This is a genomic window from Aeromonas sp. S2(2024), assembly GCF_041402505.1.
GTDB classification, from domain to species: Bacteria; Pseudomonadota; Gammaproteobacteria; order Enterobacterales; family Aeromonadaceae; genus Aeromonas; species Aeromonas media.
Genome location: NZ_JBGLRL010000008.1, coordinates 147,223 through 172,994 on the forward strand (window position 1 = coordinate 147,223; position 25,772 = coordinate 172,994).

Below are 25,772 nucleotides of genomic sequence, written 5' to 3' on the forward strand. Positions count from 1 at the left end.
CGAGTATTAAATGGGCCACCAGGGGCCGTTGAAGAAGCTGGTCAGCCACCCCTGTTCCTGGGTGTTGGCCAGATCGCCGGTGCCACCGTAATGGATGCGCGCGTTGGCGACCCGCTGGGACGAGACGCTGTTCTCCGAGCTCACGTCCTCCGGGCGCACCAGTCCGGTGATGCGGATATATTCGTTGCCGTTGTTGAGCATGATCCACTTCTCGCCACGGACCAACAGGTTACCGTTCGGCAATACCTTGACCACGCTGACCGAGATGTTGCCCTGCAGACTGTTGCTCTGGTCCGCCTTGGCCTGACCCTTGAACGCACTGCTCTGGCCGATGGAGGCGGACAGGTCATAGGGGCTCGCCGTCACCGGCACCCCGCCCAGGGTGACGGGCTCCAGCTCCATCTTGTTGTCCTTGCCGCTCTGGGTGTTGGCCTTCTTCGACGCCGAGGTCGACTCCGCCAGCTCGATGGTGATGATGTCGCCCACCCGATGGGCCTTGATGTCCGAGTAAATGCCGTTGACCTGCTCGGGCTGGAAGATGGCCCCGGTCGGGCGCACCGACACCGGCTCCGACTCGCCATACACGGGGGCGAATTCGGGGTCGTCGGGCCTGGCGGTATTGGGGGTGCTGCTGCAGCCTGCCAACATCAGCAGGCCCAGCATCCAGATGGCTTTCATCATGCGTCTCCGCTTAGGTGGCTGGATTAGGTGCGCTGGGTCAGGAAGGACATCATCGAGTCAACTGCCGAGATGACCTTGGAGTTCATCTCATAGACCCGCTGGGCCTGGATCAGGTTTACCAGCTCCTCGGTCACGTTGACGTTGGAGGTCTCCAGCATCCCCTGCTTGATGACTCCGAGCCCGTCCGCACCGGCCGTCCCCTGGATGGGGGCGCCGCTGGACTGGGTCTCGACGAAGAGGTTCTCCCCCATGGGTTGCAGACCGGTGGGGTTGACGAAATCCGTGGTATTGATCTGGCCCACCACCTGAGACTGACCATCCCCCTTGAGCTGTACCGACACCTGACCATCCTCCCCCACCGTCACGCTCTGGGCGTTCTCGGGGATCTGGATCTCCGGCTGCAGCGGGTAGCCGTTGCCCGGGGTGACGATGGTGCCCTCGTCATTGAGGGTAAACTGGCCGTTGCGGGTGTAGGCCGCGCTGCCGTCCGGCAGCTGGATTTCGAAGTAACCACGGCCGCTTATCATCAGATCCAGGGAGTTGTCCGTGGTCTGGACGTTGCCCTGACTGTGGTTTTTCTGGGTGGCGACCACCTTGGCCCCCGCCCCCAACATCAGGCCGGAGGGCAGTTCGGTGTCTGCCGAGGAGCGGCCACCGGGCTGGTTGACGTTTTGATAGAGCAGATCCTCGAAGATGGCGCGAGCCTTCTTGTAGCCCACGGTGCTGGCGTTCGCCAGGTTGTTCGAGGTGACCGATATGTTGGTCTGCTGGGCATCGAGGCCGGTCTTGCTGATCCAGAGTGCAGGATTCATGGGGTACTCCTTGATTAGCTGATACGCAGCAGCTGGGTTTGTGCCTCGTCGTTCTCCTCGGCGGTCTTCATGATCTTGACCTGAGTTTCAAACTGACGTTGCAAGCGAATAAGGTTGGTCATCTCGTCGACCACGTTGACGTTGCTCCCCTCGAGGGAACCGGCGATCAGGCCCACATCGGCAGACGCGGCCTCCGCCTGGCCATCCTTGCGACGAAACAGGCCATCCTGGCCCTTCTCCACCGCATCGCTCGGCGGATTGACCAGCTTGATGCGCTGGAAATCCTCCGGCAGGTTGGCGGCGGCGCCCTCGGGACGGCCGCTGATGGTGCCATCCCGGTTGATCTCGATCTTCTCCATGGGCAATGGCAGCACGATGGGCTGACCGGCGTCATCCACCACATTGAGCCCGGTCGAGGTCTGCAGATTGCCGGTGGCATTGAGCTGCAGGTTGCCCATGCGGGTATAGGCCTCGGCACCGTTGGGATCCTGCACCGCAATCCAGCCCGAACCGTCAACGGCGACGTCAAGATCCCGGCCCGTGGTCTGCAGCAGGCCGTGCTGCAGATTCTGACCCGGTCGCTCCGTCATGGCGAACACCCGCGTGGGCAGTCCTTCTCCAAACGCCTGCATGCTGCGCGCCTGCTCGAAATCAGACTTGAAGCCGATGGTGTTGGCATTGGCCAGGTTGTTGCCACGCACAGCCAAGCTGTTCATGTTCTCCTTGGCCCCGGACATGGCGATATAAAGCAGGTGATCCATGGGATCCTCCGTCAAACAGATGACTCTCGCAGGACAACTGCAAATTGAGTGCCAAGAGATATGGGAAGGACGAAGCAGAGGAGGAAAAAACGCCGCATCGGAAACGACAAGGGGCGCATGAGCGCCCCTTGTCACCGCGAAAAACCTTAGCGGATCTGCAGTATGTTCTGCTGCAGCGAGCTGTTCACTTCCAGCGAACGGGAGTTGGCCTGGAAGTTGCGCTGGGCGGTGATGAGATCCACCAGCTCTGTGGTCAAGTCCACGTTGGACTGCTCCAGCGCCGACGACTTGATGGAACCGAAGGTGCCGGAGTTCGGGGTGCCTGGCAGGGCATCACCGGAGAGCAGGGACTGGCGCCAGGAGGTGTCCCCCACCTGGGTCAGCCCCTGGGAGTTGGCGAACTTGGCCATGGCCACCATGGCCACCTTGACGGTGGTGGCGTTGCTGTAAGTGGCGGAGACTATGCCGTCCGCCCCGATCTCCACCTTGGTCAGCCGACCGACGGTGGAGCCATCCTGGGTCAGTTTGCTCACTTCAAATGGGGAGGCGTACTGGGTCACGGTGCCGAGCTTTAATTCAAACTGCTGAGTCCCATCGGCGCCGTTGCTTATGATACCGGCACCTGGCTCCCCTGTGCCCGGTGTGCCTCCAGCAGGTGAACCTAATGAGACAGTCTTGATCACCGCAGGATCGGTCGGAGTGACCATCTTGCCGGAGGCATCGAAGGTCATACGCGCACTCTTGGGCGCCTGGCTGACGCCGGTGGCCATGGTGGTGTCCACACCACCCGCCACGTCGATGGGCTTGTCCCCCTCATACATGTACATGCGCCAGGCGGTCGGTACGACTGGCTTGGTCAGATCGGCGGGATCCGCCTCCTTGACGAAGTACTGGGTGATGGTGTGCGGCTCCCCCAGGGAGTCGTATACCACCACCGAAGTGGAGGAGGAGTAGGTGCTCGAATCCTTGGGGTCGAATTGGGAGGCATTGACATCCATCAGCGTTTTCGTGCTGGAAGGCAGGTTGAAGCCAGCCTCGACCGTCGTGGTCTGCACCGGCTCGCCGGCCTTGTCCGGGATCTGGATGGGCTTGGTGGCGTTGATGCTCACCGCCTTGGGGGTGCCATCGGCATTGATCTCGTACCCCTGCAGGTAACCGCCGGAGTTGCTGACCATGTAGCTGCTTTCGTTGAGCTTGAAGGCGCCGGATCGGGTGTAGCTGCGATCCAGGTTGGTCAGGCCATCGGAAGTCACGAAGAAGCCGTTGCCCTGGATGGCGAGATCCAGCGCATTGTTGGTGAATTGCAGCGCCCCCTGGTGGAATTGCTGCGCCACCGCCCCCGTCGCCACCCCGTTGCCGACCTGGGTCTTGGCGTTGACGAAGATGGAGTTGGCGTAGACATCGGCGAACTCGGCGCGGGACTCCTTGAAGCCGGTGGTATTGACGTTGGCAATGTTGTTCGCGGTGACGTTCAGGTCTTTCTGAGCCGCATTGATGCCGCTGAGGGCATTGTTGAATGACATGTCTTTCTCCTTAGATCACTGCGTTAGAGGTCGGGGTCGGCGTCGGGGTCGTGGCCGACTTGCCGGACGTCCCGCCAATTTCCAATACATCGGTCAGATAGATGCCACCCAGTCCCTTGAGCTTGAGGGTACTGGGGTTGGTGCTGGTGCCCAGGGTGACACTCTCCACCTTGGCATAGGTCAGCGCCGGCACGCTCTCGGACTTGCCATCCACGGTGGCGTGCGCTTCTATCGAATACTTGCCGCTCTTGGCGGCATTGCCCGATTTGTCCAGGCCATCCCACTCGAAGGCCACGTTTCCCTTATGGTCCCCTTCGAGGGAGAACTCCTTGATCACCTGGCCGCTCTCGTCCTTCACCGTCACCTTGACGTTGCTGCCACCGTCCCCGGTGGCGATGACGCCGGAGAGGGTGCCGCCCTTCTCCACATACCCCGTGTTGGAGGGGATGAGCACGTTCTGGCCCACCAGGGCAGAGGCCTGCAACGCCTGGCTGGAGGTCATCAGGCTGTTGAGGCTCTCCATCTGGGTGGAAAGGCTGCTGATCCCCTGGGAGGTCGACATCGAGGTCATCTGGGACAACATCTGGGCGTTGTCCACCGGCTTGAACGGATCCTGATAGGAGAGCTGCATGGTCAGCAGCTTCAGGAAGGACTCCTGATCCAGTTCCTTCTTCTGGGTCGTGGTGTTGGTCGTATTGGTCTGGGCGGCCGTCGTCCGGTTGACGCCCAGCAGGCTGTCATAGGTATCTGCCACTTATGATTCCCCCTCTGTCCGGGTTTGCCGCACGCCGTACGGGTCGACCCCATGGCCGCAGTCATGCAGGCCGTCACAAGTCTCAGTCATCTGGGTTCACCTCTATCAGGACTTGCCGAGGCCAAGGGTCTGCTGCAGCATTTTCTTTGCCGCATCAGCAACCTGGACGTTGGTCTGGTAACTGCGGGAGGCGGCGATCATGTCCGCCATCTCCTCCACCATGTTGACGTTGGGCTTGAAGATGAAGCCATCCTTGTCCGCCATGGGGTGGTTCGGGTTGTACTCCTTGAGCAGGGGCGCATCGCTCTCGACGATGCCCTTCACATCCACCCCCACCGAGGCCTGCTTGTCGGACATGGCCTGATCCAGCTGGGCGGCAAAGACTGGCCGCCTGGCATGGTAAGTTTTTTCCACGCTGGAGCTGACGCTGTCGGCGTTGGCCATGTTGCTGGCCACCGTATTGAGGCGGACGGACTGCGCGCTCATGGCAGAGCCTGCAATGTCAAAGACCTTGAACAAACTCATTACTGATCTCCTTTCAACGCCTTGAGCAGGCCGCTTATCTTGCCATTCATGAATTCGAGGGAGGCCTGGTACTCAAGGCTGTTGCGCAAGAACTCGCTGCGCTCCTGCTGCACATCCACGGTATTGCCGTCACCGGTATCCGGTTGCAGGGGGTTGCGATACTGGGTCGACCCGGGGGCATCCATCTGCAAGGCGAAATGCTTCTCGCTGGTGGTGGACAGCCCGAACCCTTGCTGGCTCTGGGCATCCTGCAACGCCTGGGAGAAGTTGATGTCACGGGCCTTGAAGCCCGGCGTGTCCGCGTTGGCGATGTTGCTCGATAACACCTCCGCACGCTTGGCGCGAACGCTCAGCGTGTACTGGTGAACACCGAATGCCTTGTCGAATGAAATTGCCATAGCGCACCTCCTGCTTCACGAATGTTTAGCAAGAGGTGTGCCAAAGAGGGACGAGGGGGGAGTTATTTGACCTTGTAGACGATGCCGGGGTTGCAGCGGATCATCTCGAACTTGTCGGTGAGGCCCGCTAGGGACTCCGAGGCCCCCAGCATCAGATAGCCGCCAGGATTGAGGCTGCTGGCAAACTGGTTGAGGATCTTGGACTTCACCTCTGGCGCAAAGTAGATGAGCACGTTGCGGCAGAAGATGATGTCAAACTTGCCGAGCAGGCTGTAACTCTCCAGCAGGTTCAGGGGCCGGAAGCTGGTCAATTTTCTGACACGCTCCGATACCCGCATCTTGTTGTCGCCGCAGGGCTCAAAAAACAGCCGCTTGCGCTCGGGAGAGAGGCCGCGGGCCAGTGCCAGGCTGTCATACACCCCTTCCTTGCACTGGTTGAGCATGGTGCTGGAGATATCGGTCCCCACTATCTGCACCCCGCCCGGCAAGGTGCCGGGGCGTTTGACCTGCTGCTCCAGCGCCGTCATGGCGATGGAGTAAGGCTCCTGCCCGGAGGAGGAAGCCGCAGACCAGATCTTGATGGGACGACCACTCTTGCCGAGCTCGGGGAAAATCTTGTCGCTCAGCAGCTGGAACGGGTAGGTATCGCGAAACCACAGGGTTTCATTGGTGGTCATGGCATCGACCACAGCCATCTTGAGCTCCCGTTCACGCACGTTCATCGCCCGGGTCACCAGTTCAGACAGACTCTCGATACCAAACTGAGTCATCAAGGGCGACAGACGGCTCTTGACCAGATACTGTTTGTTGTCACCCAGCACTATGCCGCTTTGCTGCGCCAGAAAATTGCTGAATTGCCTGTATAAGTCGTCCGAAAGTGTCTTCATGCAGTTGTTCTTCTTTATTAGAGAGCGCCTTGTACGGCCTTGGCCAATTCATCAGGCTGGAATTTGGCAATGAAGTTGTTCGCGCCAACTTTCTGCACCATGGCCTGATTGAACACCCCACTGAGGGATGTGTGCAGGATAACATGCAAATCCTTGAGTTTGGGATTGTTGCGGATCTCGGCGGTGAAGGTGTAGCCATCCATCTCCGGCATCTCGATGTCGGAGATGACCAGGGCAATCTGGTCGAGGATGGGGCCCTGCTTGGCCATCTCCAGCAGCATGTTGAGGGCCTCGCGCCCATCCTTGGCCAGCACGCACTGCACCCCTATGGCCTCCAGCGCCCGCTGTACCTGCTTGCGCGCCACCGAAGAGTCGTCGGCGACCAGCACAGGACGGCCGTGGGGATTGCGCTCCACGCTGGCTTCCACCAGCTCGGCACTCACCTCGGTGGAGACAGGCGAGATCTCGTTGAGAATGCGCTCCACATCCAGGATCTCCACCAGCTCGCCATCCACCTCGGTCACCGCCGTCATGTAGTTGATGCGACCGGCGCCCTTGGGGGGCGGCAGTATGGACTCCCAGTTCATGTTGATGATGCGCTCGACCGAATGGACCAGGAACCCCTGAACGGATCTGTTGTACTCGGAGATGATGATGAAGCACTTGGAGATGTCCTGGATGGGGCGCTTGCCCATCGCCATGCTGAGATCGATCACCGAGATGGTCTGGCCGCGAATGTGCGCCACACCGCGAATGCAGGAGTTGAGCTTGGGCATGACGGTCAAGGGAGGGCACTGCAGCACCTCACGTACCTTGAATACGTTGATGCCAAATCTTTGACGTCCGTTGAGACGAAACAGCAGCAGCTCCAACCGGTTTTGTCCCACCAGCTGGGTCCGTTGGTTGACCGAGTCCAGAATACTCGCCATAAACACTCCCTAAAAAAACGCTTGGCACTGATCGTGCATGTTGTGTGTGCATGCACATTGGCTTGCATCAGACTATCGATGTCTCGACAACCGAAATCTGCAGCAAGCATAGTTAACTGCGATGGTGTACGTGAACAACTTATCGACCGGTAAGCAAAAATGATTAATAGACTTTTCCTCATCTTACTGCCGTTTTGCAGCCTCTCTCACGCCCTGGCATCCGAGGTGAGCGACTATCTGCAGGAGCAGGCACAGGCGTTCGTCCTCGACCAGCTGGATGTCCCCCTCGATGCCCAGGCCGAGGTGACCGCCGGTACCATAGATGAGCGCCTCCCCCTGAACCACTGCGAAGAGGGGCTGACTATCTCCCTCCCGGCCAAGATGGAGATCCGCCGCAACACCACCGTCTACCTCAAGTGCGAGGGAGACAAACCCTGGGATCTCTATCTCCCGGTGCGGGTCAGCATCCAGAAACCCTATGTCACTGTCGCGGCTCCCGTGGCCAAGGGGGACATACTGAGCGAGTCCATGCTGACCCTGGCCTACCAGGATCAGACCCTGATCCGCGGTGACTATCTCACCGACCCGGCCGCCCTCATCGGAGTGCGCAGCAAGCGTGAGCTCAAGCCGGGCCAGCCAATCAGGCTCACCCAGGTCTGCGTGGTCTGCAAGGGGGACCAGGTCACCCTGAGTGCGGAAAACAGCAGCATGCAGATCAAAACCATGGCCCGAGCCTTGCAAGATGGCAGCTTCGGAGACATGATCAGACTCGTCAACATTCGTTCGGGCAGAGCGGTGCAGGGCCAGGTGAGTGCCGTCGGCTCTGTGGTGGTCACATTCTGACTGCTTTATTAATGCAGCAATTTTTTTCTAAAGTTCTGACCGCCGTCACCGATAAACAGGTAAGCGAACAGCAAAGCAGACGAAGGTAAATCGTATGGCTATCAACAATATCAACAACTTGGCAAACAGCCGGTTGCAAAACAGTGGGACCAGTCAAGGTGTAGCCACCAAGTCCGCGACCTCTGCCGAGAGCAATCGCGCGGCGACCGTCAAGACCGACTCTGTCTCCTTGACCAGTGAGGCGCAGCAATTGCAACAGATGCAGAAGACCCTCAACACCGCCTCCACCGGTAGCGAGAGCCGCGTCGAAAGCCTGAAGAAGGCCGTGGCCAGTGGTGAATACAAGGTCAACAGCGAAGCCGTGGCCAGGAAGATGTTCAGCTTCGAAGCGGATCTGGACAAACGGCTGGGATGATGGAACTGCCTTCGCTGCTGCACGCCCAGGACGACAACCTCTCCCAGATGCAAGGTTTGCTGGCAGAGGAGTTTGACCTGCTCAAGGCACACCGGGCCCTGGCCTTGCCGGCGCTGGCCGAGCGCAAGCAGCAACTGCTTGAGGCCATCGAGACCCTGGACAAGACATTGGCCGAGCTGCCCGATCTGCAGCAACAACTCGGCGCCTTCCCGACCCAGTTGCAGGCCCTGCAAGCCAAGCTGGAAGCCTGTCAGGAGCAGAACAACCTCAACGGTCGGCTGCTCGAGCTCAGCATCATCTCCAATCGCCGGCTGGCGAGCTTCCTCAGCAAGCTGCGTGACAGCAACTCCCTGACCTATGACGCCAAGGGCAATACCCGCTCGGGCACCCGCTCCCTGGGGATCAAGGCCTAATTCTCTCTCCTTCCTTCTCTTGATGCCCTGCCGTCAGAGCACCAGTTCCATCAGTGTCGTCCCGTCGCGGCAGGCGTGAATGCTCATGACGCCATCCTCATACCGGCCATAGCTGGCTGCCCATTCTCCCCTCGGAAAACAGATGGATCCCGGGTTCACCAGCACCAGTTCCCCTTCTTGCCGCGCTTCTCGTCGCAACATGGGCAGGTGGGTATGGCCGCTGATGAAGAGGCTGCCCGCCGGCAAGGGCACCGCCTCGGGATCATAGAGATGACCGTGGCTGACGAACCAGCGCCGCCCGTCCACCAGCAACTGGTTATAGGGGGCCATGATGGGGAAGTGCAGCAGCATCTGATCCACCTCCGAATCGCAGTTGCCCCGTACCGCCATGATCAGGGGGGCAAGCTGGTTGAGCCGCGCCGCCACGGCGGCAGGCTCATACCCCGCCGGCAGCGGATTGCGCGGGCCGTGGTTGAGCAGATCCCCCAGCAACAGATAGTGATCCGGCTGCCAGGGAGCGAGCTGCGCCAGCACCTGCTCCAGGGCAGGCAGGCTGCCGTGCAGATCGGAAATGATGGCTATCTTCATCGCGCACTCCTCATGGCTGGCTGAAGTAGAGATCCTTGGTGGCGATGGCCCCCTTCAGGTTGCTGCTCGGCAGGCCGCGCAGGGCGGGGTCCACCAGCCTCATCTGGTTGTAGTGATAGACGGGGATGACGGGCATCTCTTCCATCAGCAGTTGCTCGGCCTTGCGGTAAAGCCCGGTTCGTGCGCTGCCATCCAGCGTGTCTGCGGCCTGTTGCAACAGGCCGTCGAAGGCCGGATTGCAATAGCCACTCTCGTTCTGGGGATCCAAACAGCGGAAACTGCCCAGCATGGACGAGGGCTCCACGTAATCACCAAACAAGAATGAGCGGGCCAGCATGAAATCACCGCTGTCCTTGGCAACCTGATAGGCATTCCACTCCATGTTGTTGAGAGTGATCTCCACTCCCAGCGGCTTCCACATGGCCGCGACCGCCAGGGCCAGCTTCTTGTGGTTCTCCGAGGTGTTGTAGGTCAGCGTCAACTTGAGCGGGTGGGCACTGTTGTAGCCCGCCTCCGTCAGCAAGGCGGCGGCCCTGGCCAGACGGGTCGGCATATCCTCCAGGGCCAGCGCCGACCCCAGCTCTTGATAGTCCGGCATGCCGGGCAGCAGCGACCAGGCTGGCCGCTCCCCCTGGCCACTCACCTTCTCGGTCAACAGGCGGCGATCGACGGCCATGGAGAGCGCCTGTCGCACCCGCACATCCTGCAATTCGGGGCGGCGCAGGTTGAAGGTATAGAGGTAGGTGCCCAGCAGCGGCAGGCCCCAAATCCGCTCCGGGGTCTCCGCCATGGTCTTCTGGTAGTATTCCAGCGCCACCCTGTTGGTGAGCTGGATCTCCCCCGCCTCGTAGCGCAGCCGCTCCGCATGCTGGGAGGCGAGGGGCAGATAGGTCACCCGCTGGATCCGGGTATGGGCATCATCCCAGTACTGGACGTTGCGCTCGGCTTCGATCCGTTCGTTCGGCACCCAGTTAACCAACCTGTAGGGACCGTTGCTCACCATCTTGCCAGGCTGGGTCCACTGCTTGCCAAACTGGGCGATGGCCCGCTCGTTGACCGGCACGAAGGGGCGCTGGCTGATGAGTTGCAGGAAGTAGGGCACGGGCCGCTCCAGGATCACCTTGAGGATCTGGTCGCTCTCGGCCTCCACCCCCAGGGCATCGAGATCGAGTGCACCGGCATAGATGGACTGGGCGTTGTTGATGCCGGTCGCGAGCAAGAGGCCGGCGGAGGGCGAGGCTTGCTCCGGGCTCAGCAGACGCCGCCAGGCGTAGACAAAATCCCGGGCGGTGAGCGGCTCGCCATTGGACCACTTGAGCTGCGGGCGCAGGAAAAAGCGCCACACCAGACCATCCTCACTGGTCTCCCAGCGCAGAGCCTGAGCCGGCACTATCCTGCCCTGCCCATCCTCGCTCACCAACCCCTCGAACAAGTCCACCAGCACCACCTCCCCCGGGAAACCGGAGCGGATCTGGGCAGGGTCGAGGGACTCGGGTTCGGCGCCGTTACCCTTGACCAGGGTCTGCCTGTCTGACAGGGCAGGCTGCTGCACCACTGTGGTCGCCTGCAACGGCGGCGCCAGCATCAGTCCGAGCAACAAGGGAGAGAGCCAGCGACGGGCTGGCCGGGCGGCGAAACGGTAAAGCATGACATCAACCTCGTTCAATTCACTTTATTTCAAGAAGGGGGAAGGCCGGCGGCGCGCCTGGAAACGAATGCATGATGCCGCGCTTGTTATCCCCGAAGACGCCCCGTATTGTATCGGGCCTGCCCGGCAGATGGAGTCTTTCGGGCTATTTTTTCAGGTTTTTTTTCCCAACTATCAGCCGCGGGTGCGCAAGACAGCCTGAGGGCTCCTCGACTCGCCTCGCATGAAGGCCTGTCAGGCTGACATGGAGCTCGATACTGGCATCCGCCCGGCTGATTTCTACGTTTCAGGGGTCTTTATGGGGTATGAGTGGCTGGCGCTGGCCGCCGCCAGTTTATGGGCCGTCGCCGCCCTGATTTCCGTCAAACCGGCGCGCCATCTGGGGGCCTTTGCCTACAGCCGCTGGCGGATGTTTCTGGTCAGTCTGATGCTGGCCAGCGCCAGCCTGATCACGGGGGGCTGGCAGACTCTCACCGAGAGCGCCCTGCCACTGCTGGCGTTGTCGGGGCTCATCGGCATCTTCGTCGGCGACACCGCCCTGTTCGCCTGCATGAACCGACTGGGGCCCAGACGCAGTGGCTTGCTGTTCTCCTGCCATGCGCTCTTCTCCGCCCTGCTCGGGCTCTGGTTGTTTGGCGAACAACTCGGTGGCTGGCGTCTGGTGGGGGCCTTGCTGGTGCTGGCCGGGGTCATGCTTGCCATCCTGTTCGGCCGCCGTGGCAACGCGCAGCAGCACAACGAGTGGGAGCAGGTGCGCGGCCACCTCGCCGTCGGCATCGCGCTCGGCCTGACCGCAGCCCTGTGTCAGAGCCTGGGGGCCATCATCGCCAAGCCGGTGATGATGGCTGGCGACGTGGACGCAGTGAGCGCCTCCGGTATCCGCATGGGGAGCGCCCTGCTGGCACACTGTGCCTTGCGGGTGCTGAGGGTGCCGCTGGCCATGCCCCACAACCCCATCAACCGTCAGGTGCTTGGCATGATAGGCATCAACGGCTTCCTGGCGATGGCGCTGGGGATGACGCTCATCCTGGTGGCCCTGCGTCAGGGAGACGTGGGCATGGTGGCCATCCTCTCCTCCACCACGCCGGTCATCCTGCTGCCCCTGTTGTGGTGGCACTCAGGGATGCGCCCTGCCCTGCCCGCCTGGGCCGGCGCCCTGCTGGCCACCCTGGGCACGGCACTGGTACTGGGAGCGGGGTAAGTCGGAGGTTGCTGTTGTGCTTCGCTCAGCGCCAACCTACGCCCAATTCTCAGGATCGTCCGAATACGCTTCGCTATTCGAACCTACAAAATTCAATTGGTTATGTAGGTTCGATTAGCCGCGTCGCAGCGTAATCGGACGCAGTAACATCATTGCGAACGTTCGCCATCGGATGGCGTGATTAGAACTGGGCAACTTCCTCGGCAGTCAGCTCCCGGTATTCCCCCGGTGCCAGCTCTTCGTCCAGACAGAGCGCCCCGATCCGCTCCCGATGCAGCCCTATCACCTTGTTGCCGATAGCGGCAAACATCCGCTTCACCTGGTGGTACTTGCCCTCGTGAATGGTCAGCCTGGCCTCGCACTCCCCCAGGATCTCCAGCTGGGCAGGGCGAGTCTTGTCGGTCTCGTTACGCAGGTAGACGCCGTCTTCAAACAGCGAGATGGCCTCTTCGCTCACGGGGTCGGCCAGCCAGACGTGATAGGTCTTGGCGCACTCGTGGCGCGGCGAAGTGATGCGATGGGACCACTTGCCGTCGTCGGTGATCAGCACCAGGCCTGTGGTGTCGAGATCGAGCCGGCCCACCACGTGCAACTTGCCCATGGCGGGCTCATCAAGCAGATGGAAGACGGTGGCATGATCGGGGTCTTCGTTGGAGCAAACGTAGCCTTCCGGCTTGTGCAGCATGAAGTAGCGATTCTGCTGATTCAGGGTCAAGGTCACGCCATCAAACTCGATCAGGCTCTGCTCATTGATGTGGAACGCGGGCTGCTTGACCAGGATCCCGTCCACCATCACCTCCCCCTGACGGATCAGCTTGCCCGCCTGGGAACGGGTCAAATCGGAGCAATCGCAAAGAAATTTATCGAGCCGCATGCACAAAACCTCGGAATCCAACGTTATCAAGGGGCGTCATTATATAGGCCGGTCCCCACAACGCCAGCACTAAGGGAGAAGTTAGGCAGATGGCGCCTGACGCCATGATGTGCCGGTGATAGACTGCCGGCAGCGCGCCGACACCACGCATAATAATAATCCCAGGAAGCCCCATGAAGCCGACTCAGCCTCATCCCGTCATCCCCGTCAACCAGCTGCGACCTGGCATGTACGTAATAGCCATCGCCAGCCAGACCGGTGCCATGGAGATCGCCCAGACGGGGCTGGTGACCACCCGTCAGCAGGTGGATGTGCTGATCCGGCGCGGCGTGCTGACGGTGAAGGTGGATCTCGCCCGCAGCAAGCTGCCCGGGATAGCGCAGGTCATCTCCCCGAGCCCGGCCCACAGCGCCGGCTCGGTGCGTCCCGCAGGCAGTGGCGAAGGGCGCGAGCTCAAGATCCGCCGGCTTTATCAAGAGGCGCGCGAGCTGCAGGGCAAGTTCATTCGCCATCTCAAGGCCGGGGAGCCCATCGACATCACGCCGCTGGCCGCGGTCGCCGAGGAGATGGTGGACACCATGTTCACCCATGGCGACGCCATGCTCTGTCTGGCACGGATCCGGGCCAAGGATGCCTACCTGATGGAGCACTCAATGAACGTGGCCATCCTGCTGGCGAATTTCGGTCGTTACCTCGGGCTTGATCGCAGCGTGCTCAAGGAGCTGACCCTGGGCGGCCTGCTCCACGACGTGGGCAAGATCATGACCCCGGACGAGGTGCTCAACAAACCGGGCAAGCTGACCGACGAGGAGTTTGGCGTGATGCGCCAGCACGTGGTGCACAGTTACGACATCCTCAGCAATACCGCCGGTATTACCCCCACCATGCTGGAGGTGGCCGCCAACCACCACGAGCGCCTCGATGGCACCGGCTATCCGCAGCGACTCAAGGGCGACCAGCTCTCCCTCTACACCCGCATGAGCGGCATCGTCGATGTCTACGATGCGGTGACGGCCGACAGGGTCTACAAGCAGGGAATGCAGCCGACCCAGGCGTTTCGTATTCTGCTCAAAGGCATCAATCAGCACTTTGATGCCGAGCTGGTCACCAAGTTCATCAAGTGCATGGGGGTCTATCCGGTGGGCACCCTGGTGCAGCTCTCCAACCAGCGGCTGGCGGTCGTGATGCAGCGCAACGAGCAGCAGCCGCTCAAGCCGATGGTCAAGGTGATCTACCACGCCACCCAGCGCCACTACCTTGAGGTGCAGTGGCTGGATCTTGCCAGAAACGGGGGACAGGAGAGCATAGAGAGCACAGTCGATCCCAAGGAGTTTGGCATCAACCTGGCCAACTTCGTCTAGCGAGCCTGGGACTCCGGTGCCTGCTCGCGGCAATAGCGGAGGAGGAACTCCTCATCCAGCGGGGAGAGATCGAAGCGTACGCAGGCCTCTTCGATGGCCCGGATGTCGTGTTCATGGTGTTCGCTGAGCCAGCGTACGGCGCGGCGCAGATCCTCACCATGGGGCAGCAGGGTATGGTCGCTCATGGGACACCTCCAGTCAGCCATAGGTAGCCGCCCATCGTATCGGGCGCTCTCCTACTAGCTTAGTCTTCCCCCGGCGTGCCGCCCTCTTTGCTCGAACTACCCGGAGCGATCGCACGCCACCTCGCTTGCGGCTTGACGCCGACCACCCTGTCGAGGGTATGCTCGTTCCCTTCCGACGCCATCTCATGGCCCTGCTTCTCACACAAGGACGCTGTATGCAAGCCAAGGACAAGTGTCTGGCCGCCCTGGTCATTCTCTGCTGGGGACTCAACTTCGTGGCGATCAAATGGGGGCTAGAGGGCATACCGCCGCTGCTGCTGGGGGCGCTGCGCTTCGTCGGGGTGGTCTTCCCCGCCATCTTGCTGGTGCCCAGACCCGCCATGCCCTGGCGCTGGCTGCTGGCCTATGGCGGCGCCATCAGCCTGGGGCAGTTTGCCTTCCTGTTTTGCGCCATGAAGTTCGGCATGCCGGCGGGCATGGCCTCGCTGGTGCTGCAATCCCAGGTGGTGTTCACCCTGCTGTTCGCCATGATCTGGCTGGGGGAGCGCTGGCAACCCCACCACTGGGTGGCGCTGCCCCTGGCGGGGGCCGGTCTCTATCTCATCGCCACCCATGGCGAAGGCAACCTGACCCTGCTCGGCTTCGTGCTGACGCTGTGCGCCGCCGCCTGCTGGGGCCTGGGCAACGTCATCAATCGCCAGATTGGGCTGCGTTACCAGACCGCTCTGCCGAGCCTTATCGCCTGGGGCGGCCTGGTGCCCATACTGCCCTTCTTCGCGCTCTCCTGGCTGTTCGAGGGGCCCGATGTCATTGCCACCAGCCTGCTCAACTTCAGCTGGCAGGGGTTCTTGTGCGTGCTCTATCTGTCGCTGGTCGCCACCTGGCTTGGCTACGGTCTCTGGGGGCGGCTGCTGATGCGCTATCCGGTGGCCCAGGTGGCGCCACTCTCCCTGCTGGTGCCCTGCGTTGGCATGGTGGCGGCCGCCCTGCTGCTCGATGAGCACCCCACGGCCCTGCAGTGGCTGGGATCCGGCCTGGTGCTGCTCGGCTTCGTGGTCCATCTGCTGGGCGGAAAAATGAAGCTGTTCAAGGCACAAGCCGAGCATTGACCTCGATGGGGAAACTTCCCATGATGAAGCAGGCCCTCCCGGGCCTCACGGCTTGACCCCGGCAGGACGCCAACCATCAGGAGAGCAAGGACATGCTGCACAGTTCACCCTCGGTCATCCCCCCTTTGCCCCGTGTCATGCGGGTCGCGGCCATGATGCTCCCCCTCTGCTGGAGCGCCTTCGGCTGGAGCGCCACCCTGCCGGCAGATCTCAAGTGGGAGAGCAATGACACCGACCCCGTCTATGCCGACCCGCAAGCCAAACGGGGCGGCACCTTCCGTGACTTCATGTCGAGCTTCCCGCTCACCTTGCGCAAGTACGGGCCCGACTCCAACGGCGGCTTCGCCGGTTACGTCCGCGAAACCAATCTGCCCCTGCTCGCCACCCATCCGGTGACCGGCAATCCCATTCCCATGCTTGCCAGCGCATGGGCCTTCGGCGCCGACCACAAGACCCTCTATTTTCGCCTCAACCCCAAGGCGCGCTGGTCGGACGGCCAGCCCGTCACCGCCGATGACTGGCTCTTCACCCTCAAGATGATGCGCAGCAAGGAGATAAGCGACCCCTGGTACAACAACTACTACAGCACCCAGATAAGCGAGGTGACCAAGTTCGACGATCACACCCTCGCCATCACCAGCGGCACCGAGAAGAGCCGGGAGGATTTGCTGGAATCCCTGCCGTTCAGCCCGGAGCCGAGCCATGCCATCAGGCTCACGGCCAACTGGGTCAAGGAGTACAACTGGAAGGTGCTGCCGGTCACAGGCGCCTACCAGATTGGCGAGCTGAAGAAGGGCAAGTCGGTCACCTTCAACCGGGTCAAGGATTGGTGGGGTGACGGGGAGCGCTACTTCCAGCACCGCTTCAACCCGGACCGGATAGAGATCAAGGTGCTCAGGGATCAGAACATCGCCTGGCAGCACTTCCTGCGCGGCGATCTCGACACCTTCCCGCTGGTCATGCCCAACTGGTGGCACGACAAGAGCAAGACAGCGGAATTCGAGAAGGGCTATATCGAACGGCTCTGGTTCTACAACCAGACGCCGCAGTCCCCCATGGGGCTTTACCTCAACACCGCCGACCCGCTGCTCAAGGATCTCAATGTGCGGCTCGGCATCCAGTACGCCCTCGCCCTCGACAAGATGATCGCCACCCTGCTGCGGGGGGACTACCAACGCCTCAACAGCTACGGCTCGGGCCAGGGAGCCTTTACCAACACCGACATCAAGGCACGCCCCTTCGATCCCAAGCTAGCGCGGGACTACTTCACCAAGGCGGGCTTCACCAAGACGGGACCGGATGGCATCTTGCAAAACGACAGGGGCCAACCCCTCTCCCTCAGCATCACCTACACCACGGCCGAGCATGCCCAGCGCCTGACCTTGCTGCGGGAAGAGGCGAAGAAGGCGGGTCTCAATCTGGAGCTCAATCTGATGGATGCCTCCGCCGGCTTCAAATCCATGCTGGAGAAGAAGCACCAGAGCGCCTGGATGGCCTGGAGCAGTGGCCGCTATCCCGCCTACTGGGAGCACTTCCACAAGGTCAACGCCAACAAGCCCCAGACCAACAACATCATGAACCTCGATGACGACGCCATCTCGGCCCTGGTGGAGCAATATGACAAGGCCTTCGACTTCGGCAAGAAGGCCGAACTCTCACGGCAGATCCAGCAGCGGCTCTATGAGCTGGCCAGCTTCGTCCCCGCCTATCAGGTCCCCTATACCCGGGCAGGTGCCTGGCGCTGGATAAAACTGCCCAAGACACCGGCAACGCCCCAGAGCGATCTGCTCTACTGGCCCCTGGATGGCGCCAACTCGGGCTACAGCTTCGGCGGCCTGCTCTGGATTGACGAACAGCGGAAAGCGGAGACGAAAGCCGCCATCAAGCAGGGCAAAACCTTCCCTCCCGTCACTGTGATCGACACCCGCTACCAACAACCCTGAGCCGGCTCCGCGCTCTGGCTCGGCGCAAACAAAAGACCCCGCACTGTGGCGGGGTCTTTTTTTGTGGCAGCAGCGCCTGGACGGGACTTAGCCGCGCTTGGCCTGCTTTTGCGCGATGGCGTCGGCCACGTCGGCCGGATCCAGCACTATGCCTTCCTGCTCCGGGGTCGGGAACACGGCCACGCAGAGTTCGTCCTGCTCCATGCCGTCGACCCAGCGATCCAGCCACACCTTGAGGGTGATGGACTGCGGCTTGCAATCTGCCCACTCGCCTTCGGCCCAGGCCTTGGCGTATTCCGGATGCGGCCAGACAGGGATACAGTCTTCGTCTTCGGTGGTCAGCATCATGACGCCGTGCTCGTCGGTCAGAACAAACAGCTCCTCGTGCTCGACCAGCTTGCTGATGAAGTGATCAAAGCGGTAGTCGGCGTTCAGTTGCAGCGCGGCATTGCGCTCGGTGTCGCTAAGTTCATAGCTCATTGGTCAAGTCTCTCATTCAATAAAGGGCGACATGTTCACATCTTGCTGGCGCCTTGTCCAGCAAGAGTGCTCAGTCGCTCTTGTTTCGGCTATCTCAGCCCAGCGCCGGGGTCACCAGGGTGATCTCCGCCGTCTCGCAGAAACGCTGGCGCAGCCAGTAAGCGGCCTCCACCTCGACGAAACAGAGTTGATCCCGCCCGGCCTGCACGCCTTGCATGATCTGTTCGAAGCGTGCCTGTTGCTGCTGTTCCCAGGCGGCCGCCAGCCTGGTGCCATGGGCTTCATCCACCACCTCGCGGCGCAGCTCGAACAGGTTATCGGTGATCGGGCTGTTGATCTTGCCGGGGCTGTGCCAGTACATCTGCAGGTTGTCCAGCATCTCTTCGTCGTAACTTGCCAGTGCATCCAGCTCGGGAGTCTCCCCCTCGCCGCCGGTCCCGAAATCGCACCACCCCGCCGCCAGAGGGGCCAGGATCTGGGCCCCACCCCCTTTGGCATGCTGGCGCAGGGCGGCGACATCCGCCCCCTTGATGGAAGGCAGCCAGAGATCCCCCTGATGCTCATCGAGCAGGGGGAGCAACAAGGACGGAGTATAAACAGGAAAGCGGGGACCTAGGGTGTGCAGCAGAGATACCAGAGTGACAGTGATCATGAGACGCGCCTTGAGCTGGAAGACCTGGGTTCATACCTGGCCAGGAGGACAAAAGAGAGACCATTCTACCATGTTTAGCGGCACGCGGACTCTGCTCGTCCAGCCAGCCGGGGCGTGATGCATCCGACCAAAAAAGCAGCGTTCGGGCACAGCCGGCCCAGACAAAGCCCAATACTTTGAGCCAGCGCCCACTAAAGTCAAACCGGGAGTGCTAGTTTGCATACATCTTTAGCGTAAGGAGTGCATCCATGAGTGGGATCGACCAGGTTTCTGACGATTTTGTGAATGAGCTGAAAATACTGGCATGCTTTGATCCGGCGAACATGAGTCTGGGGATCAAGTTACGCAGCGACATGTCTGAAGAGCTGTGCCTGGCGGCGCAGCGCCTGCACAGCCAAGGCATGATCAGTGCCGTCGATGGCGGCTATCTGACCCCCTTCGGCATGACCATGCTAGAGCATCTTCAACACCTGCTGGTGGCACTCAAGCCGAATTGAGTTCCTGCGGCGCCCAGAGCGAGAAGTTGAGCAATTCCCAGCGCTTTCCCTGCCGCAGCAGACAAGCAAACAACAAAGGACCTTCGGGTCCTTTTACCTTGCCATCGATCAGCCACTCCCCCGCCCGCTTTGGGACAGGCTGTGCCTTGATCTCCTCGGGCTGCTCAGCCTTGCCCAAACGGACCTGCACGAATTGCTGGCACACGGTTACAGCCTCGCTTGCCACGGGATCCTGCACGGGAGTATTGGCAAGCACCACGGTCAACAAAAGTGATGGGAGCATGATGATGGTCATTGGCAAAGGTGGTTTATGAATATGCCATAAAACAAAAAGCCGTGGCACCAGAGGTACCACGGCTTTCTTAAATTCTGTAAGAATTACAGAGCAGTTACGTTCTCAGCCTGCGGGCCTTTCTGACCTTGGGTCACAGAGAACTGTACGCGCTGACCTTCAGCCAGGGTACGGAAGCCGTTACCGCTGATAGCGCTGAAGTGAACGAAAACGTCCGGGCCGTTTTCTTGCTGGATGAAGCCAAAACCTTTGGTTTCGTTGAAAAACTTAACGGTACCGGTGATCATGTTAGACATATCTTTAACCTGTATTCAAAATAATTACTTATGCTTTTCAGCGGGTAAAGCTCAAAAACGGGATTAACTTATGAACAACAGGAAAAGATGCAAAACATCATATTCATTGACATAACTAACGCCCTTTCAAGCTGGTTTAGATTATACGTGCCTTTGTCGATTACGCAACCAAATTTGCACCCCGCCAAGGGCAGGGTGCAATCACTTACGCATCCGCCGCTTCCAGTGCCTGAACCAGGGCTTTGAGGAAGCGCGCAGCCTCCCCGCCGGTACAGGCTCTGTGGTCAAAAGTCATCGACAAGGGCAGTGCCCGGACCGGCCGCACCTCCCCATGGATGAAGACCACTTTTTCGAACAATTTACCCGCCCCTATGATGGCCACCTGGGGTGGCGTGACGATAGGGCTGGCATAACGGCCTGCGATAGCACCGAAGTTGGTCAGAGTGATGGTCGCCCCCTGCAACATCTCCCGCGGCACGGCGCGCGCCTTCACATCGGCGATCATCCTATCCAGTCCGTGCCGAATGTCCGCCCTCTCCCGCTCGGCCACATTCTCCATGACCGGCACATAGAGCCCGTGTTTGGAGTCGACGGCGATGGCCACATTGACTTCCCTGAACAATCGCCTCGACAGAGTATCCCCGTCAAACCAGGCATTCATGGAGGGTTCGGCACGGCAGGCGACCCCGATGGCCTTGATGAGGCGCACAGTTACGTCCTCGTCTACCCGCCAGTGGCGCAAGTCCACCTCGTCGGTAATGCTGACTGGCACCACCGTCTGATGAGAGTGCTCCATCGCCTTTGCCATGGCTCGGCGCGACCCCTTGAGAAATTCGTTGCCGCTGCTTTGCAGCGCTTCGAAGGCGCTCTGCACGTCTTGCTCGGTCACCATGCCAGCACTGCCGGTACCCTTGAGCCTGTCGATGTCCAGCCCCAGCTTTTGCGCCAGCAGACGCACCGCCGGCATGGCCTGCACCAGGGTGCCACCGGGCGCCATGGTCCCCACCACGAAGTGATCCTCGATGTGGTGCTGATGGGCGCTGACCTTGCCCACCACGGTGCCGTCATCCTCGCCGCCTTCGAACTCAACCAGGGGGGCACCGATGTGAAGAATATCCCCCTCGGCACCACACAACCTGGCGATCACCCCCGCCACCGGCGAGGGTACATCCACCAGCGCCTTGGCAGTTTCCACCGACAGCAGAACCTGATCGACACTCACGGTGTCGCCGGCACTGACCTTCCATTCGACGATCTCGGCCTCGGCCAATCCTTCACCCAGATCCGGTAATTTGAAAAATTTCATGACCAGTTCTCCATCCGCGGGAACATCACCAAAGATTGACCGACTTCATGGCTCTTCCTTGCTCGGGCGCCTTGGCGCCAACAGTTGAGAGACGTCATAGCCACTTGTTCTCCATCAGTTGGTGAGCCGCATCCGCGATATCCTGCTCGGTGATGAGGTAATACTCCTCGTTGCGGTAGTAGGGGACGGCGGCATCCACCCCGGTGAGGCGCTTTGGCGGCGCCTTGAGGGAGATCAACGCCTCCTCGGTGACCCGTGCCACGATTTCGGCACCGACCCCGAAGCTGCCGCACGCCTCGTGCACCACCAGCAGACGCCCTGTCTTGCGCACCGAGGTCAGGATGCTTTCCATGTCCAGCGGCTTGATGGTGGCAAGATCCAGCACCTCGCATTGGATATCCTGTTCCGCCAGCAAGGCGGCGGCTCGCATCACCTCCTGGATGCAGGCCCCCCACGCGACCACGGTGAGATCCCGTCCGGGTCGCAGGGTGAAACACACATCCAGCGGCAGGCCAACGCCGTCATCCACCACGTCCGACTTCATGGAGCGATAGATGCGATCCGGCTCGAAGAACATCACGGGATCCGGGTCGCGAATGGCCGACAGCAACAGGCCATATGCCCGTCTCGGGCTGGAGGGGATGACGACCCTCAGACCCGGAATATGGGCAAACAGGGCTTCGACGCTCTCGCTGTGGTGCTCGGGCGAATGGATTCCGGCACCATAGGGGGAGCGGTAGACGATGGGGCAGGAGAGCCGGCCGCGGGTGCGATTGCGCATGCGCGCCGCCTGGCAGATGATCTGCTCCATGCCGGGGAAAATGAAGCCCTGGAACTGGAATTCGGCCACGGGTTTGAGCCCCTGGGTCGCCATGCCGACCGCCACCCCGGCGATCAGCCCCTCCGCCAGCGGCGTGTCTATCACCCGCTTGAAGCCGAACTTGTCGCGCAGGCCCACGGTGGCGCGAAACACCCCGCCGTTGACTCCCACATCTTCACCCAGCACCACCACGTCGGGGTCGTGCTCCATCTCATGGTGCAATGCCAGATTGACCGCTTCGAGCAGTGTCATGTCACTCATGGTGTGTCTCCCCGCCGCGCTGCTGCATGCCCTTGGCGATGATGCGCTGACGCTGGGCACGATACTCCCTCGGCAGCTCGGCAAACTGATAATCGAGCAGGGTTTCCGGCGCCTGCGCCGTTGTGCCTTCATAAACGGCCACTGCGCGTTCGACCTCGCGGGCCGCCTCGGCCAGCAATGCCTGCTCCTGCTGCTCGTCCCACCAGCCCTGCTCAAACATGAACTGGCGCAGCCGCTTGACCGGTTCCTTGGCCCAGGCAGCTTCCACTTCGGCCGCTTCCCGATAGCGGGTCGCATCATCGGCCGTGGTGTGATCCCCCAACCGATAGCTCACCGCCTCGATCAGGGTAGGCCCCTTGCCGCTGCGGGCCCGCTCGATGGCGGCGCGGGTCGCCTCATAGACGGCCACCACGTCGTTGCCATCGACCTGCAGGCTGCGCACTCCGGCCCCTATGCCCTTCTGGGCCAGGGTAGGCGCGCTCGACTGCAGCTTGCGTGGCACCGAGATGGCCCACTGGTTGTTGTTGATGATCATCACCATGGGCAGGTGCCAGACACCGGCGCAGTTGAGCCCTTCGAAAAAATCACCCTTGGAGGTGCCGCCATCGCCTATGGTCACCACGGCGACCCTGGGCTGGTTGCGCAGCTTGAAGGCGGCCGCTATGCCAGCGGCATGAGTGATCTGGGTGGCGATGGGGACGCAGATGGGCAAATCTTCCGACAACTCGCCATCGGCCTTGTAGAAGACACTGCCCCTTTCATCTCCGCCCCAATATTGCAGGTTCTGCTCCATGGGCACGCCCCGCACATAGAGGGTGGGCATGTCCCGGTAGTAGGGCACATAGACATCCTCCGGCCGCATGGCGAGACCGACCCCAATCCCCACCGCCTCTGCCCCCAGATGGGAGGGAAAGGTGCCGAGTTTGCCGGTTCGCTGCAGTGCTATCGCTTTCTTGTCGTAACTGCGCACCATCACCATGTTGCGGTAGAAGGTGTGCAGCATCGCCTTGTCCAGCCAGGTCGGTAGTGTCGCGACCGGGCGCCCCTCCTCATCGAGGTAACGAAGGAAGGGGATGTCGACATGGGTCATAACTGGCTCCTTGCCGTTGTCAGCGTCACCACCATGAGGTGACCCTTAGAATGTAAATAATATGTTAAGCAAAGGGCAACGGGATTCAGTCAGGTAAGACCAGTAGAAACTTCTTTAATTTCAGAAAGAAGAGGATATTTTCGGCGAGCAGAAACGAAGAAGGGAGCCCTTTCGGGCTCCCTGTCGAAGCGGGTTCGGGATCACGCCTGTATTTGGCACGCCGCCAAGGGCGCAGGATTGGCGTGAAAAAATGGGCTCAGATCACTCCCACAAACGGGTCGGCACCACCAGCAGCATGGTACGTTGGCCGATGGCCACGTTGGCGTTGGGGAAGACCACCGCTTCCCGCGGTTTCTCTACCCTGTATTGCCGATCTCCGTCTTCCGCCAGCACAAACCCCTGGGGAAATTCGGTGAAATTGTCCACGTCGCTGGCAAACAGGAAACGAAACTCGGCCGTTTGCTTGTTGATCACCCTATCGATGGCAAAAATCGTGAAGTCATCCGCCCGCCAGGGCTCTAGCATCACCTCATCCCGGGTCACCAGCTCCTGCAACGCCTGACGCACTTCGATGAAGCGGGTCATGTCGTTCTCGCCAAAGGGGCGCACCTTGCCGAGCTCCACCGTGAAGGCATGGGCGCCATGCTGGTGCGAGCTGTAATAGCTGAAGGTGGTGGTCGGGCCGCTCGAGAGCAGTATGGTGCGCACCCCGCAAGCCCCGAGGAACTGCACCTGCTCCTTGCAGTGCGGCCGCTCGTGGGGGAAGGGATAGACGGCAAACTTCTCGTGGCGGGAGCCGCGAATGGCGGTGTGCAGATCGTAGTGATAACGGGGCCTGGCGGGGTCGGCAAAGAAGCGGCTCACATACTGCTCCAGACGCATGGCGCGAATGCGCTCCCTGTTGCACAGCCCCTCCCCCTTGCTGTGAGCGCCCGAGAAGAGCCGATTCATGTTCTCTTCCACCTCTCGCACCCCCTGGTTCATGGCGGCGGGGTTGCCAAAGAGGAACAGCACCCGGTGGCAGGCCTGGATCTCCCCGCTGAGCAGCCGGGTCAGCAACTGGTTGCAGATCTCGATGGGGGCTGTCTCGTTACCATGAATGCCGCAGGAGAGCACTATGTCCTTGCGCCCGCCAGGCGACGTCCCTGTGGGTTCCAGGCAGAGTACGCCAGTGTCCCACACACTCACCCGGGTGCCGTTGGCCAGGTCGAAGGCAAAAGGATCGAGCTGCCACTCGTGGCGGCGGGTCAGAGCCAAAAAGTCATGCTGGGGAATCATCCATCTCACCCTCTTGTCTGGAATGCTATGGCCGGATTATACGCAAGGCAGCCGGGCTTAAAATCAGTTTTTAAACAAATTCAAACAGTAAGGATACAAAGTTGGCGAGGGATGATGACAAATCATGCCGCAGGGGGCAAACAGAAGGAAAAACAGACAAGGGGGAAAACAGGAAACGGCAACAGGGGAAAAATCAGGCCCGTCTGGGGGCGAAGAGCATCAGGCAGAGTAGTTCAGATCAGCAAGAAAACGAGGCATCCATGCCCGGCTGATCAACCACGCCAAAATGGCTTGGTGGTCTCTTGATAGCGGTCGGCTTCGTTCAGACCGATGTCCTTGAGCAGGTAGGCGGGCAGCTCGGAGAGCTGGCGACGACTGCGGCTGCGTTCCAGCCAGGTCAGGACGGTCATCTTGACGCGAGCAACCAGATTCGATTCGCTGGAATGCTGGTAACCGGCTTCGGTATAAGTCATGTTGGCCATGATATGGCTCCTCTCTCTAGTTCTGCGCAAGGCTCGGATTTGATGCGCAAAGCTTAGTCAGGGCGAGGAGGTGCCTCAATTGACGAATTTTGATACATGGGATTAGTAAAAGTAATGGCTAATCTCGCCATGGGGTGAAACACAAAGCGTTGATTTATATGTAAAATATTAACCAGACATTCCCTCCCTCTGCCCAACAGCATTTTCTCCTGCATCATCTGCTTCTAAGTATGCAGTTTCCCACATTAGCTATGCAGAGCCCGAGTGCCAGACAGGGCGTGGCTACCTCGGCCCAGGCGCCAATTGTTAATCATTGGATCACTTAAAGATCGTTATTTAACAGGATGATACAGACAGGCAACCCTCGGAAGGCGACCAGGGCTGCCGCCTCCGGACGGCGCTTGAAAGGCGGCACTTGGCGCCTTCCCGTCATACTGGTATGGTTATTTATACAGTAGTTCAATCATG

The 25,772-nt window shown here is 60.6% G+C and carries 30 protein-coding genes; 8 read left to right on the top strand and 22 right to left on the bottom strand.

Annotation, left to right across the window (positions count from 1 at the left end):
- Nucleotides 1–6 precede the first annotated feature (6 nt).
- The 9 genes from flgH to ACB039_RS10820 all read right to left on the bottom strand — a co-directional run bounded on the left by flgH (nt 7) and on the right by ACB039_RS10820 (nt 7,270).
- Complete coding sequence (gene flgH / locus ACB039_RS10780) at nt 7–678, bottom strand: flagellar basal body L-ring protein FlgH (RefSeq protein WP_041206052.1); 672 nt, start codon at nt 676–678, stop codon at nt 7–9.
- 26 nt (nt 679–704) lie between these two features.
- Complete coding sequence (gene flgG, locus ACB039_RS10785) at nt 705–1,493, bottom strand: flagellar basal-body rod protein FlgG (RefSeq protein ID WP_005329779.1); 789 nt, start codon at nt 1,491–1,493, stop codon at nt 705–707.
- A gap of 14 nt (nt 1,494–1,507) precedes the next feature.
- Nucleotides 1,508–2,254 carry a flagellar basal-body rod protein FlgF gene (gene flgF / locus ACB039_RS10790; RefSeq protein WP_005329778.1) on the bottom strand — a complete coding sequence of 249 codons (747 nt, stop codon included), beginning with the start codon at nt 2,252–2,254 and terminating at the stop codon, nt 1,508–1,510.
- A 146-nt stretch (nt 2,255–2,400) separates the two neighbouring features.
- Entirely contained in the window at nt 2,401–3,777 is a 1,377-nt protein-coding gene (gene flgE / locus ACB039_RS10795) for a flagellar hook protein FlgE (protein ID WP_139751078.1), read from the bottom strand.
- 10 nt (nt 3,778–3,787) lie between these two features.
- Entirely contained in the window at nt 3,788–4,531 is a 744-nt protein-coding gene (locus ACB039_RS10800; protein WP_042648969.1) for a flagellar hook assembly protein FlgD, read from the bottom strand.
- 105 nt (nt 4,532–4,636) lie between these two features.
- Complete coding sequence (gene flgC / locus ACB039_RS10805; protein WP_005329775.1) at nt 4,637–5,056, bottom strand: flagellar basal body rod protein FlgC; 420 nt, start codon at nt 5,054–5,056, stop codon at nt 4,637–4,639.
- The gene (gene flgB / locus ACB039_RS10810; protein WP_005329774.1) at nt 5,056–5,454 is read right to left on the bottom strand and encodes a flagellar basal body rod protein FlgB; all 399 of its coding nucleotides are present in this window, start codon (nt 5,452–5,454) and stop codon (nt 5,056–5,058) included. The genes flgC and flgB overlap by 1 nt, the downstream gene beginning before the upstream one ends.
- 62 nt (nt 5,455–5,516) lie before the next feature.
- Complete coding sequence (locus ACB039_RS10815; RefSeq protein WP_005329773.1) at nt 5,517–6,341, bottom strand: protein-glutamate O-methyltransferase CheR; 825 nt, start codon at nt 6,339–6,341, stop codon at nt 5,517–5,519.
- Between the two features lie 17 nt (nt 6,342–6,358).
- The gene (locus ACB039_RS10820; protein WP_371165638.1) at nt 6,359–7,270 is read right to left on the bottom strand and encodes a chemotaxis protein CheV; all 912 of its coding nucleotides are present in this window, start codon (nt 7,268–7,270) and stop codon (nt 6,359–6,361) included.
- 237 nt (nt 7,271–7,507) lie between these two features.
- On the opposite strand from ACB039_RS10820, the gene flgA reads away from it, so the two are divergent.
- The 3 genes from flgA (at nt 7,508) to ACB039_RS10835 (ending at nt 8,941) form a co-directional block, all read left to right on the top strand.
- Nucleotides 7,508–8,113 carry a flagellar basal body P-ring formation chaperone FlgA gene (gene flgA, locus ACB039_RS10825; protein WP_371165663.1) on the top strand — a complete coding sequence of 202 codons (606 nt, stop codon included), beginning with the start codon at nt 7,508–7,510 and terminating at the stop codon, nt 8,111–8,113.
- Nucleotides 8,114–8,207: 94 nt separating this feature from the next.
- Nucleotides 8,208–8,528 carry a flagellar biosynthesis anti-sigma factor FlgM gene (flgM, locus tag ACB039_RS10830; RefSeq protein WP_371165639.1) on the top strand — a complete coding sequence of 107 codons (321 nt, stop codon included), beginning with the start codon at nt 8,208–8,210 and terminating at the stop codon, nt 8,526–8,528.
- Complete coding sequence (locus ACB039_RS10835) at nt 8,525–8,941, top strand: flagella synthesis protein FlgN (protein WP_005329757.1); 417 nt, start codon at nt 8,525–8,527, stop codon at nt 8,939–8,941. The genes flgM and ACB039_RS10835 overlap by 4 nt, the downstream gene beginning before the upstream one ends.
- A 33-nt stretch (nt 8,942–8,974) precedes the next feature.
- Here the strand turns inward: ACB039_RS10835 and yfcE are convergent, their stop codons facing one another.
- Both yfcE and ACB039_RS10845 read right to left on the bottom strand, forming a co-directional pair.
- Complete coding sequence (yfcE, locus tag ACB039_RS10840) at nt 8,975–9,529, bottom strand: phosphodiesterase (protein WP_371165640.1); 555 nt, start codon at nt 9,527–9,529, stop codon at nt 8,975–8,977.
- 10 nt (nt 9,530–9,539) lie between these two features.
- Nucleotides 9,540–11,177, bottom strand: a complete 1,638-nt coding sequence (locus ACB039_RS10845; RefSeq protein ID WP_371165641.1) for a peptide ABC transporter substrate-binding protein — start codon at nt 11,175–11,177, stop codon at nt 9,540–9,542.
- Nucleotides 11,178–11,475: 298 nt separating this feature from the next.
- Here ACB039_RS10845 and ACB039_RS10850 point away from each other — a divergent pair, with 298 nt between their 5' ends.
- The gene (locus tag ACB039_RS10850) at nt 11,476–12,378 is read left to right on the top strand and encodes a DMT family transporter (RefSeq protein ID WP_005329750.1); all 903 of its coding nucleotides are present in this window, start codon (nt 11,476–11,478) and stop codon (nt 12,376–12,378) included.
- A gap of 181 nt (nt 12,379–12,559) precedes the next feature.
- Here the strand turns inward: ACB039_RS10850 and rsuA are convergent, their stop codons facing one another.
- On the bottom strand, nt 12,560–13,252 hold the full coding sequence (gene rsuA, locus ACB039_RS10855) for a 16S rRNA pseudouridine(516) synthase RsuA (RefSeq protein ID WP_182788412.1): 693 nt from the start codon (nt 13,250–13,252) through the stop codon (nt 12,560–12,562).
- A 173-nt stretch (nt 13,253–13,425) separates the two neighbouring features.
- On the opposite strand from rsuA, the gene ACB039_RS10860 reads away from it, so the two are divergent.
- Nucleotides 13,426–14,613 carry an HD-GYP domain-containing protein gene (locus tag ACB039_RS10860; RefSeq protein WP_182788410.1) on the top strand — a complete coding sequence of 396 codons (1,188 nt, stop codon included), beginning with the start codon at nt 13,426–13,428 and terminating at the stop codon, nt 14,611–14,613.
- On the opposite strand, the gene ACB039_RS10865 is transcribed toward ACB039_RS10860, so the two are convergent.
- The gene (locus tag ACB039_RS10865; RefSeq protein ID WP_005331455.1) at nt 14,610–14,798 is read right to left on the bottom strand and encodes a hypothetical protein; all 189 of its coding nucleotides are present in this window, start codon (nt 14,796–14,798) and stop codon (nt 14,610–14,612) included. The two genes, ACB039_RS10860 and ACB039_RS10865, sit on opposite strands and share 4 nt — an antisense overlap.
- 215 nt (nt 14,799–15,013) lie before the next feature.
- Here ACB039_RS10865 and ACB039_RS10870 point away from each other — a divergent pair, with 215 nt between their 5' ends.
- Both ACB039_RS10870 and ACB039_RS10875 read left to right on the top strand, forming a co-directional pair.
- Complete coding sequence (locus ACB039_RS10870) at nt 15,014–15,907, top strand: EamA family transporter (RefSeq protein WP_182788408.1); 894 nt, start codon at nt 15,014–15,016, stop codon at nt 15,905–15,907.
- Nucleotides 15,908–16,044: 137 nt separating this feature from the next.
- On the top strand, nt 16,045–17,850 hold the full coding sequence (locus tag ACB039_RS10875; protein WP_182788871.1) for an extracellular solute-binding protein: 1,806 nt from the start codon (nt 16,045–16,047) through the stop codon (nt 17,848–17,850).
- A gap of 87 nt (nt 17,851–17,937) precedes the next feature.
- Here the strand turns inward: ACB039_RS10875 and ACB039_RS10880 are convergent, their stop codons facing one another.
- Both ACB039_RS10880 and ACB039_RS10885 read right to left on the bottom strand, forming a co-directional pair.
- Nucleotides 17,938–18,330: a DUF2750 domain-containing protein gene (locus ACB039_RS10880; RefSeq protein ID WP_005331447.1), complete on the bottom strand. Its 393-nt coding sequence runs from the start codon at nt 18,328–18,330 to the stop codon at nt 17,938–17,940.
- 94 nt (nt 18,331–18,424) lie between these two features.
- On the bottom strand, nt 18,425–18,982 hold the full coding sequence (locus tag ACB039_RS10885; RefSeq protein WP_182788407.1) for a hypothetical protein: 558 nt from the start codon (nt 18,980–18,982) through the stop codon (nt 18,425–18,427).
- A 248-nt stretch (nt 18,983–19,230) separates the two neighbouring features.
- On the opposite strand from ACB039_RS10885, the gene ACB039_RS10890 reads away from it, so the two are divergent.
- Nucleotides 19,231–19,479: a TIGR02647 family protein gene (locus tag ACB039_RS10890; protein WP_139434838.1), complete on the top strand. Its 249-nt coding sequence runs from the start codon at nt 19,231–19,233 to the stop codon at nt 19,477–19,479.
- On the opposite strand, the gene ACB039_RS10895 is transcribed toward ACB039_RS10890, so the two are convergent.
- The 7 genes from ACB039_RS10895 to ACB039_RS10925 form a co-directional block, all read right to left on the bottom strand.
- Entirely contained in the window at nt 19,466–19,762 is a 297-nt protein-coding gene (locus tag ACB039_RS10895; RefSeq protein WP_283942512.1) for a hypothetical protein, read from the bottom strand. The two genes, ACB039_RS10890 and ACB039_RS10895, sit on opposite strands and share 14 nt — an antisense overlap.
- A 95-nt stretch (nt 19,763–19,857) precedes the next feature.
- Complete coding sequence (locus ACB039_RS10900) at nt 19,858–20,067, bottom strand: cold-shock protein (RefSeq protein ID WP_005331438.1); 210 nt, start codon at nt 20,065–20,067, stop codon at nt 19,858–19,860.
- Between the two features lie 205 nt (nt 20,068–20,272).
- On the bottom strand, nt 20,273–21,373 hold the full coding sequence (locus tag ACB039_RS10905) for a dihydrolipoamide acetyltransferase family protein (RefSeq protein WP_182788405.1): 1,101 nt from the start codon (nt 21,371–21,373) through the stop codon (nt 20,273–20,275).
- A gap of 94 nt (nt 21,374–21,467) precedes the next feature.
- Entirely contained in the window at nt 21,468–22,454 is a 987-nt protein-coding gene (locus ACB039_RS10910) for an alpha-ketoacid dehydrogenase subunit beta (RefSeq protein WP_182788403.1), read from the bottom strand.
- Nucleotides 22,447–23,544: a pyruvate dehydrogenase (acetyl-transferring) E1 component subunit alpha gene (pdhA, locus tag ACB039_RS10915; RefSeq protein ID WP_371165642.1), complete on the bottom strand. Its 1,098-nt coding sequence runs from the start codon at nt 23,542–23,544 to the stop codon at nt 22,447–22,449. The genes ACB039_RS10910 and pdhA overlap by 8 nt, the downstream gene beginning before the upstream one ends.
- Nucleotides 23,545–23,805: 261 nt before the next feature.
- Nucleotides 23,806–24,822 carry a succinylglutamate desuccinylase gene (gene astE, locus ACB039_RS10920; protein WP_103244600.1) on the bottom strand — a complete coding sequence of 339 codons (1,017 nt, stop codon included), beginning with the start codon at nt 24,820–24,822 and terminating at the stop codon, nt 23,806–23,808.
- 272 nt (nt 24,823–25,094) lie between these two features.
- Nucleotides 25,095–25,304: a DUF1127 domain-containing protein gene (locus ACB039_RS10925; RefSeq protein ID WP_010675316.1), complete on the bottom strand. Its 210-nt coding sequence runs from the start codon at nt 25,302–25,304 to the stop codon at nt 25,095–25,097.
- Between the last annotated feature and the right edge of the window lie 468 nt (nt 25,305–25,772).

What these genes read in the sequence shown, in the direction of transcription:
- flgH (WP_041206052.1), bottom strand. Translation starts at nt 678, where the DNA reads ATGAAAGCCATCTGGATGCTGGGCCTGCTGATGTTGGCAGGCTGCAGC.
- flgG (WP_005329779.1), bottom strand. Translation starts at nt 1,493, where the DNA reads ATGAATCCTGCACTCTGGATCAGCAAGACCGGCCTCGATGCCCAGCAG.
- flgF (WP_005329778.1), bottom strand. Translation starts at nt 2,254, where the DNA reads ATGGATCACCTGCTTTATATCGCCATGTCCGGGGCCAAGGAGAACATG.
- flgE (WP_139751078.1), bottom strand. Translation starts at nt 3,777, where the DNA reads ATGTCATTCAACAATGCCCTCAGCGGCATCAATGCGGCTCAGAAAGAC.
- flgC (WP_005329775.1), bottom strand. Translation starts at nt 5,056, where the DNA reads ATGAGTTTGTTCAAGGTCTTTGACATTGCAGGCTCTGCCATGAGCGCG.
- flgB (WP_005329774.1), bottom strand. Translation starts at nt 5,454, where the DNA reads ATGGCAATTTCATTCGACAAGGCATTCGGTGTTCACCAGTACACGCTG.
- ACB039_RS10815 (WP_005329773.1), bottom strand. Translation starts at nt 6,341, where the DNA reads ATGAAGACACTTTCGGACGACTTATACAGGCAATTCAGCAATTTTCTG.
- ACB039_RS10820 (WP_371165638.1), bottom strand. Translation starts at nt 7,270, where the DNA reads ATGGCGAGTATTCTGGACTCGGTCAACCAACGGACCCAGCTGGTGGGA.
- flgM (WP_371165639.1), top strand. Translation starts at nt 8,208, where the DNA reads ATGGCTATCAACAATATCAACAACTTGGCAAACAGCCGGTTGCAAAAC.
- ACB039_RS10835 (WP_005329757.1), top strand. Translation starts at nt 8,525, where the DNA reads ATGATGGAACTGCCTTCGCTGCTGCACGCCCAGGACGACAACCTCTCC.
- yfcE (WP_371165640.1), bottom strand. Translation starts at nt 9,529, where the DNA reads ATGAAGATAGCCATCATTTCCGATCTGCACGGCAGCCTGCCTGCCCTG.
- ACB039_RS10845 (WP_371165641.1), bottom strand. Translation starts at nt 11,177, where the DNA reads ATGCTTTACCGTTTCGCCGCCCGGCCAGCCCGTCGCTGGCTCTCTCCC.
- ACB039_RS10850 (WP_005329750.1), top strand. Translation starts at nt 11,476, where the DNA reads ATGGGGTATGAGTGGCTGGCGCTGGCCGCCGCCAGTTTATGGGCCGTC.
- rsuA (WP_182788412.1), bottom strand. Translation starts at nt 13,252, where the DNA reads ATGCGGCTCGATAAATTTCTTTGCGATTGCTCCGATTTGACCCGTTCC.
- ACB039_RS10860 (WP_182788410.1), top strand. Translation starts at nt 13,426, where the DNA reads ATGAAGCCGACTCAGCCTCATCCCGTCATCCCCGTCAACCAGCTGCGA.
- ACB039_RS10865 (WP_005331455.1), bottom strand. Translation starts at nt 14,798, where the DNA reads ATGAGCGACCATACCCTGCTGCCCCATGGTGAGGATCTGCGCCGCGCC.
- ACB039_RS10870 (WP_182788408.1), top strand. Translation starts at nt 15,014, where the DNA reads ATGCAAGCCAAGGACAAGTGTCTGGCCGCCCTGGTCATTCTCTGCTGG.
- ACB039_RS10875 (WP_182788871.1), top strand. Translation starts at nt 16,045, where the DNA reads ATGCGGGTCGCGGCCATGATGCTCCCCCTCTGCTGGAGCGCCTTCGGC.
- ACB039_RS10880 (WP_005331447.1), bottom strand. Translation starts at nt 18,330, where the DNA reads ATGAGCTATGAACTTAGCGACACCGAGCGCAATGCCGCGCTGCAACTG.
- ACB039_RS10885 (WP_182788407.1), bottom strand. Translation starts at nt 18,982, where the DNA reads ATGATCACTGTCACTCTGGTATCTCTGCTGCACACCCTAGGTCCCCGC.
- ACB039_RS10890 (WP_139434838.1), top strand. Translation starts at nt 19,231, where the DNA reads ATGAGTGGGATCGACCAGGTTTCTGACGATTTTGTGAATGAGCTGAAA.
- ACB039_RS10895 (WP_283942512.1), bottom strand. Translation starts at nt 19,762, where the DNA reads ATGCTCCCATCACTTTTGTTGACCGTGGTGCTTGCCAATACTCCCGTG.
- ACB039_RS10900 (WP_005331438.1), bottom strand. Translation starts at nt 20,067, where the DNA reads ATGTCTAACATGATCACCGGTACCGTTAAGTTTTTCAACGAAACCAAA.
- ACB039_RS10905 (WP_182788405.1), bottom strand. Translation starts at nt 21,373, where the DNA reads ATGAAATTTTTCAAATTACCGGATCTGGGTGAAGGATTGGCCGAGGCC.
- ACB039_RS10910 (WP_182788403.1), bottom strand. Translation starts at nt 22,454, where the DNA reads ATGAGTGACATGACACTGCTCGAAGCGGTCAATCTGGCATTGCACCAT.
- pdhA (WP_371165642.1), bottom strand. Translation starts at nt 23,544, where the DNA reads ATGACCCATGTCGACATCCCCTTCCTTCGTTACCTCGATGAGGAGGGG.
- astE (WP_103244600.1), bottom strand. Translation starts at nt 24,822, where the DNA reads ATGATTCCCCAGCATGACTTTTTGGCTCTGACCCGCCGCCACGAGTGG.
- ACB039_RS10925 (WP_010675316.1), bottom strand. Translation starts at nt 25,304, where the DNA reads ATGGCCAACATGACTTATACCGAAGCCGGTTACCAGCATTCCAGCGAA.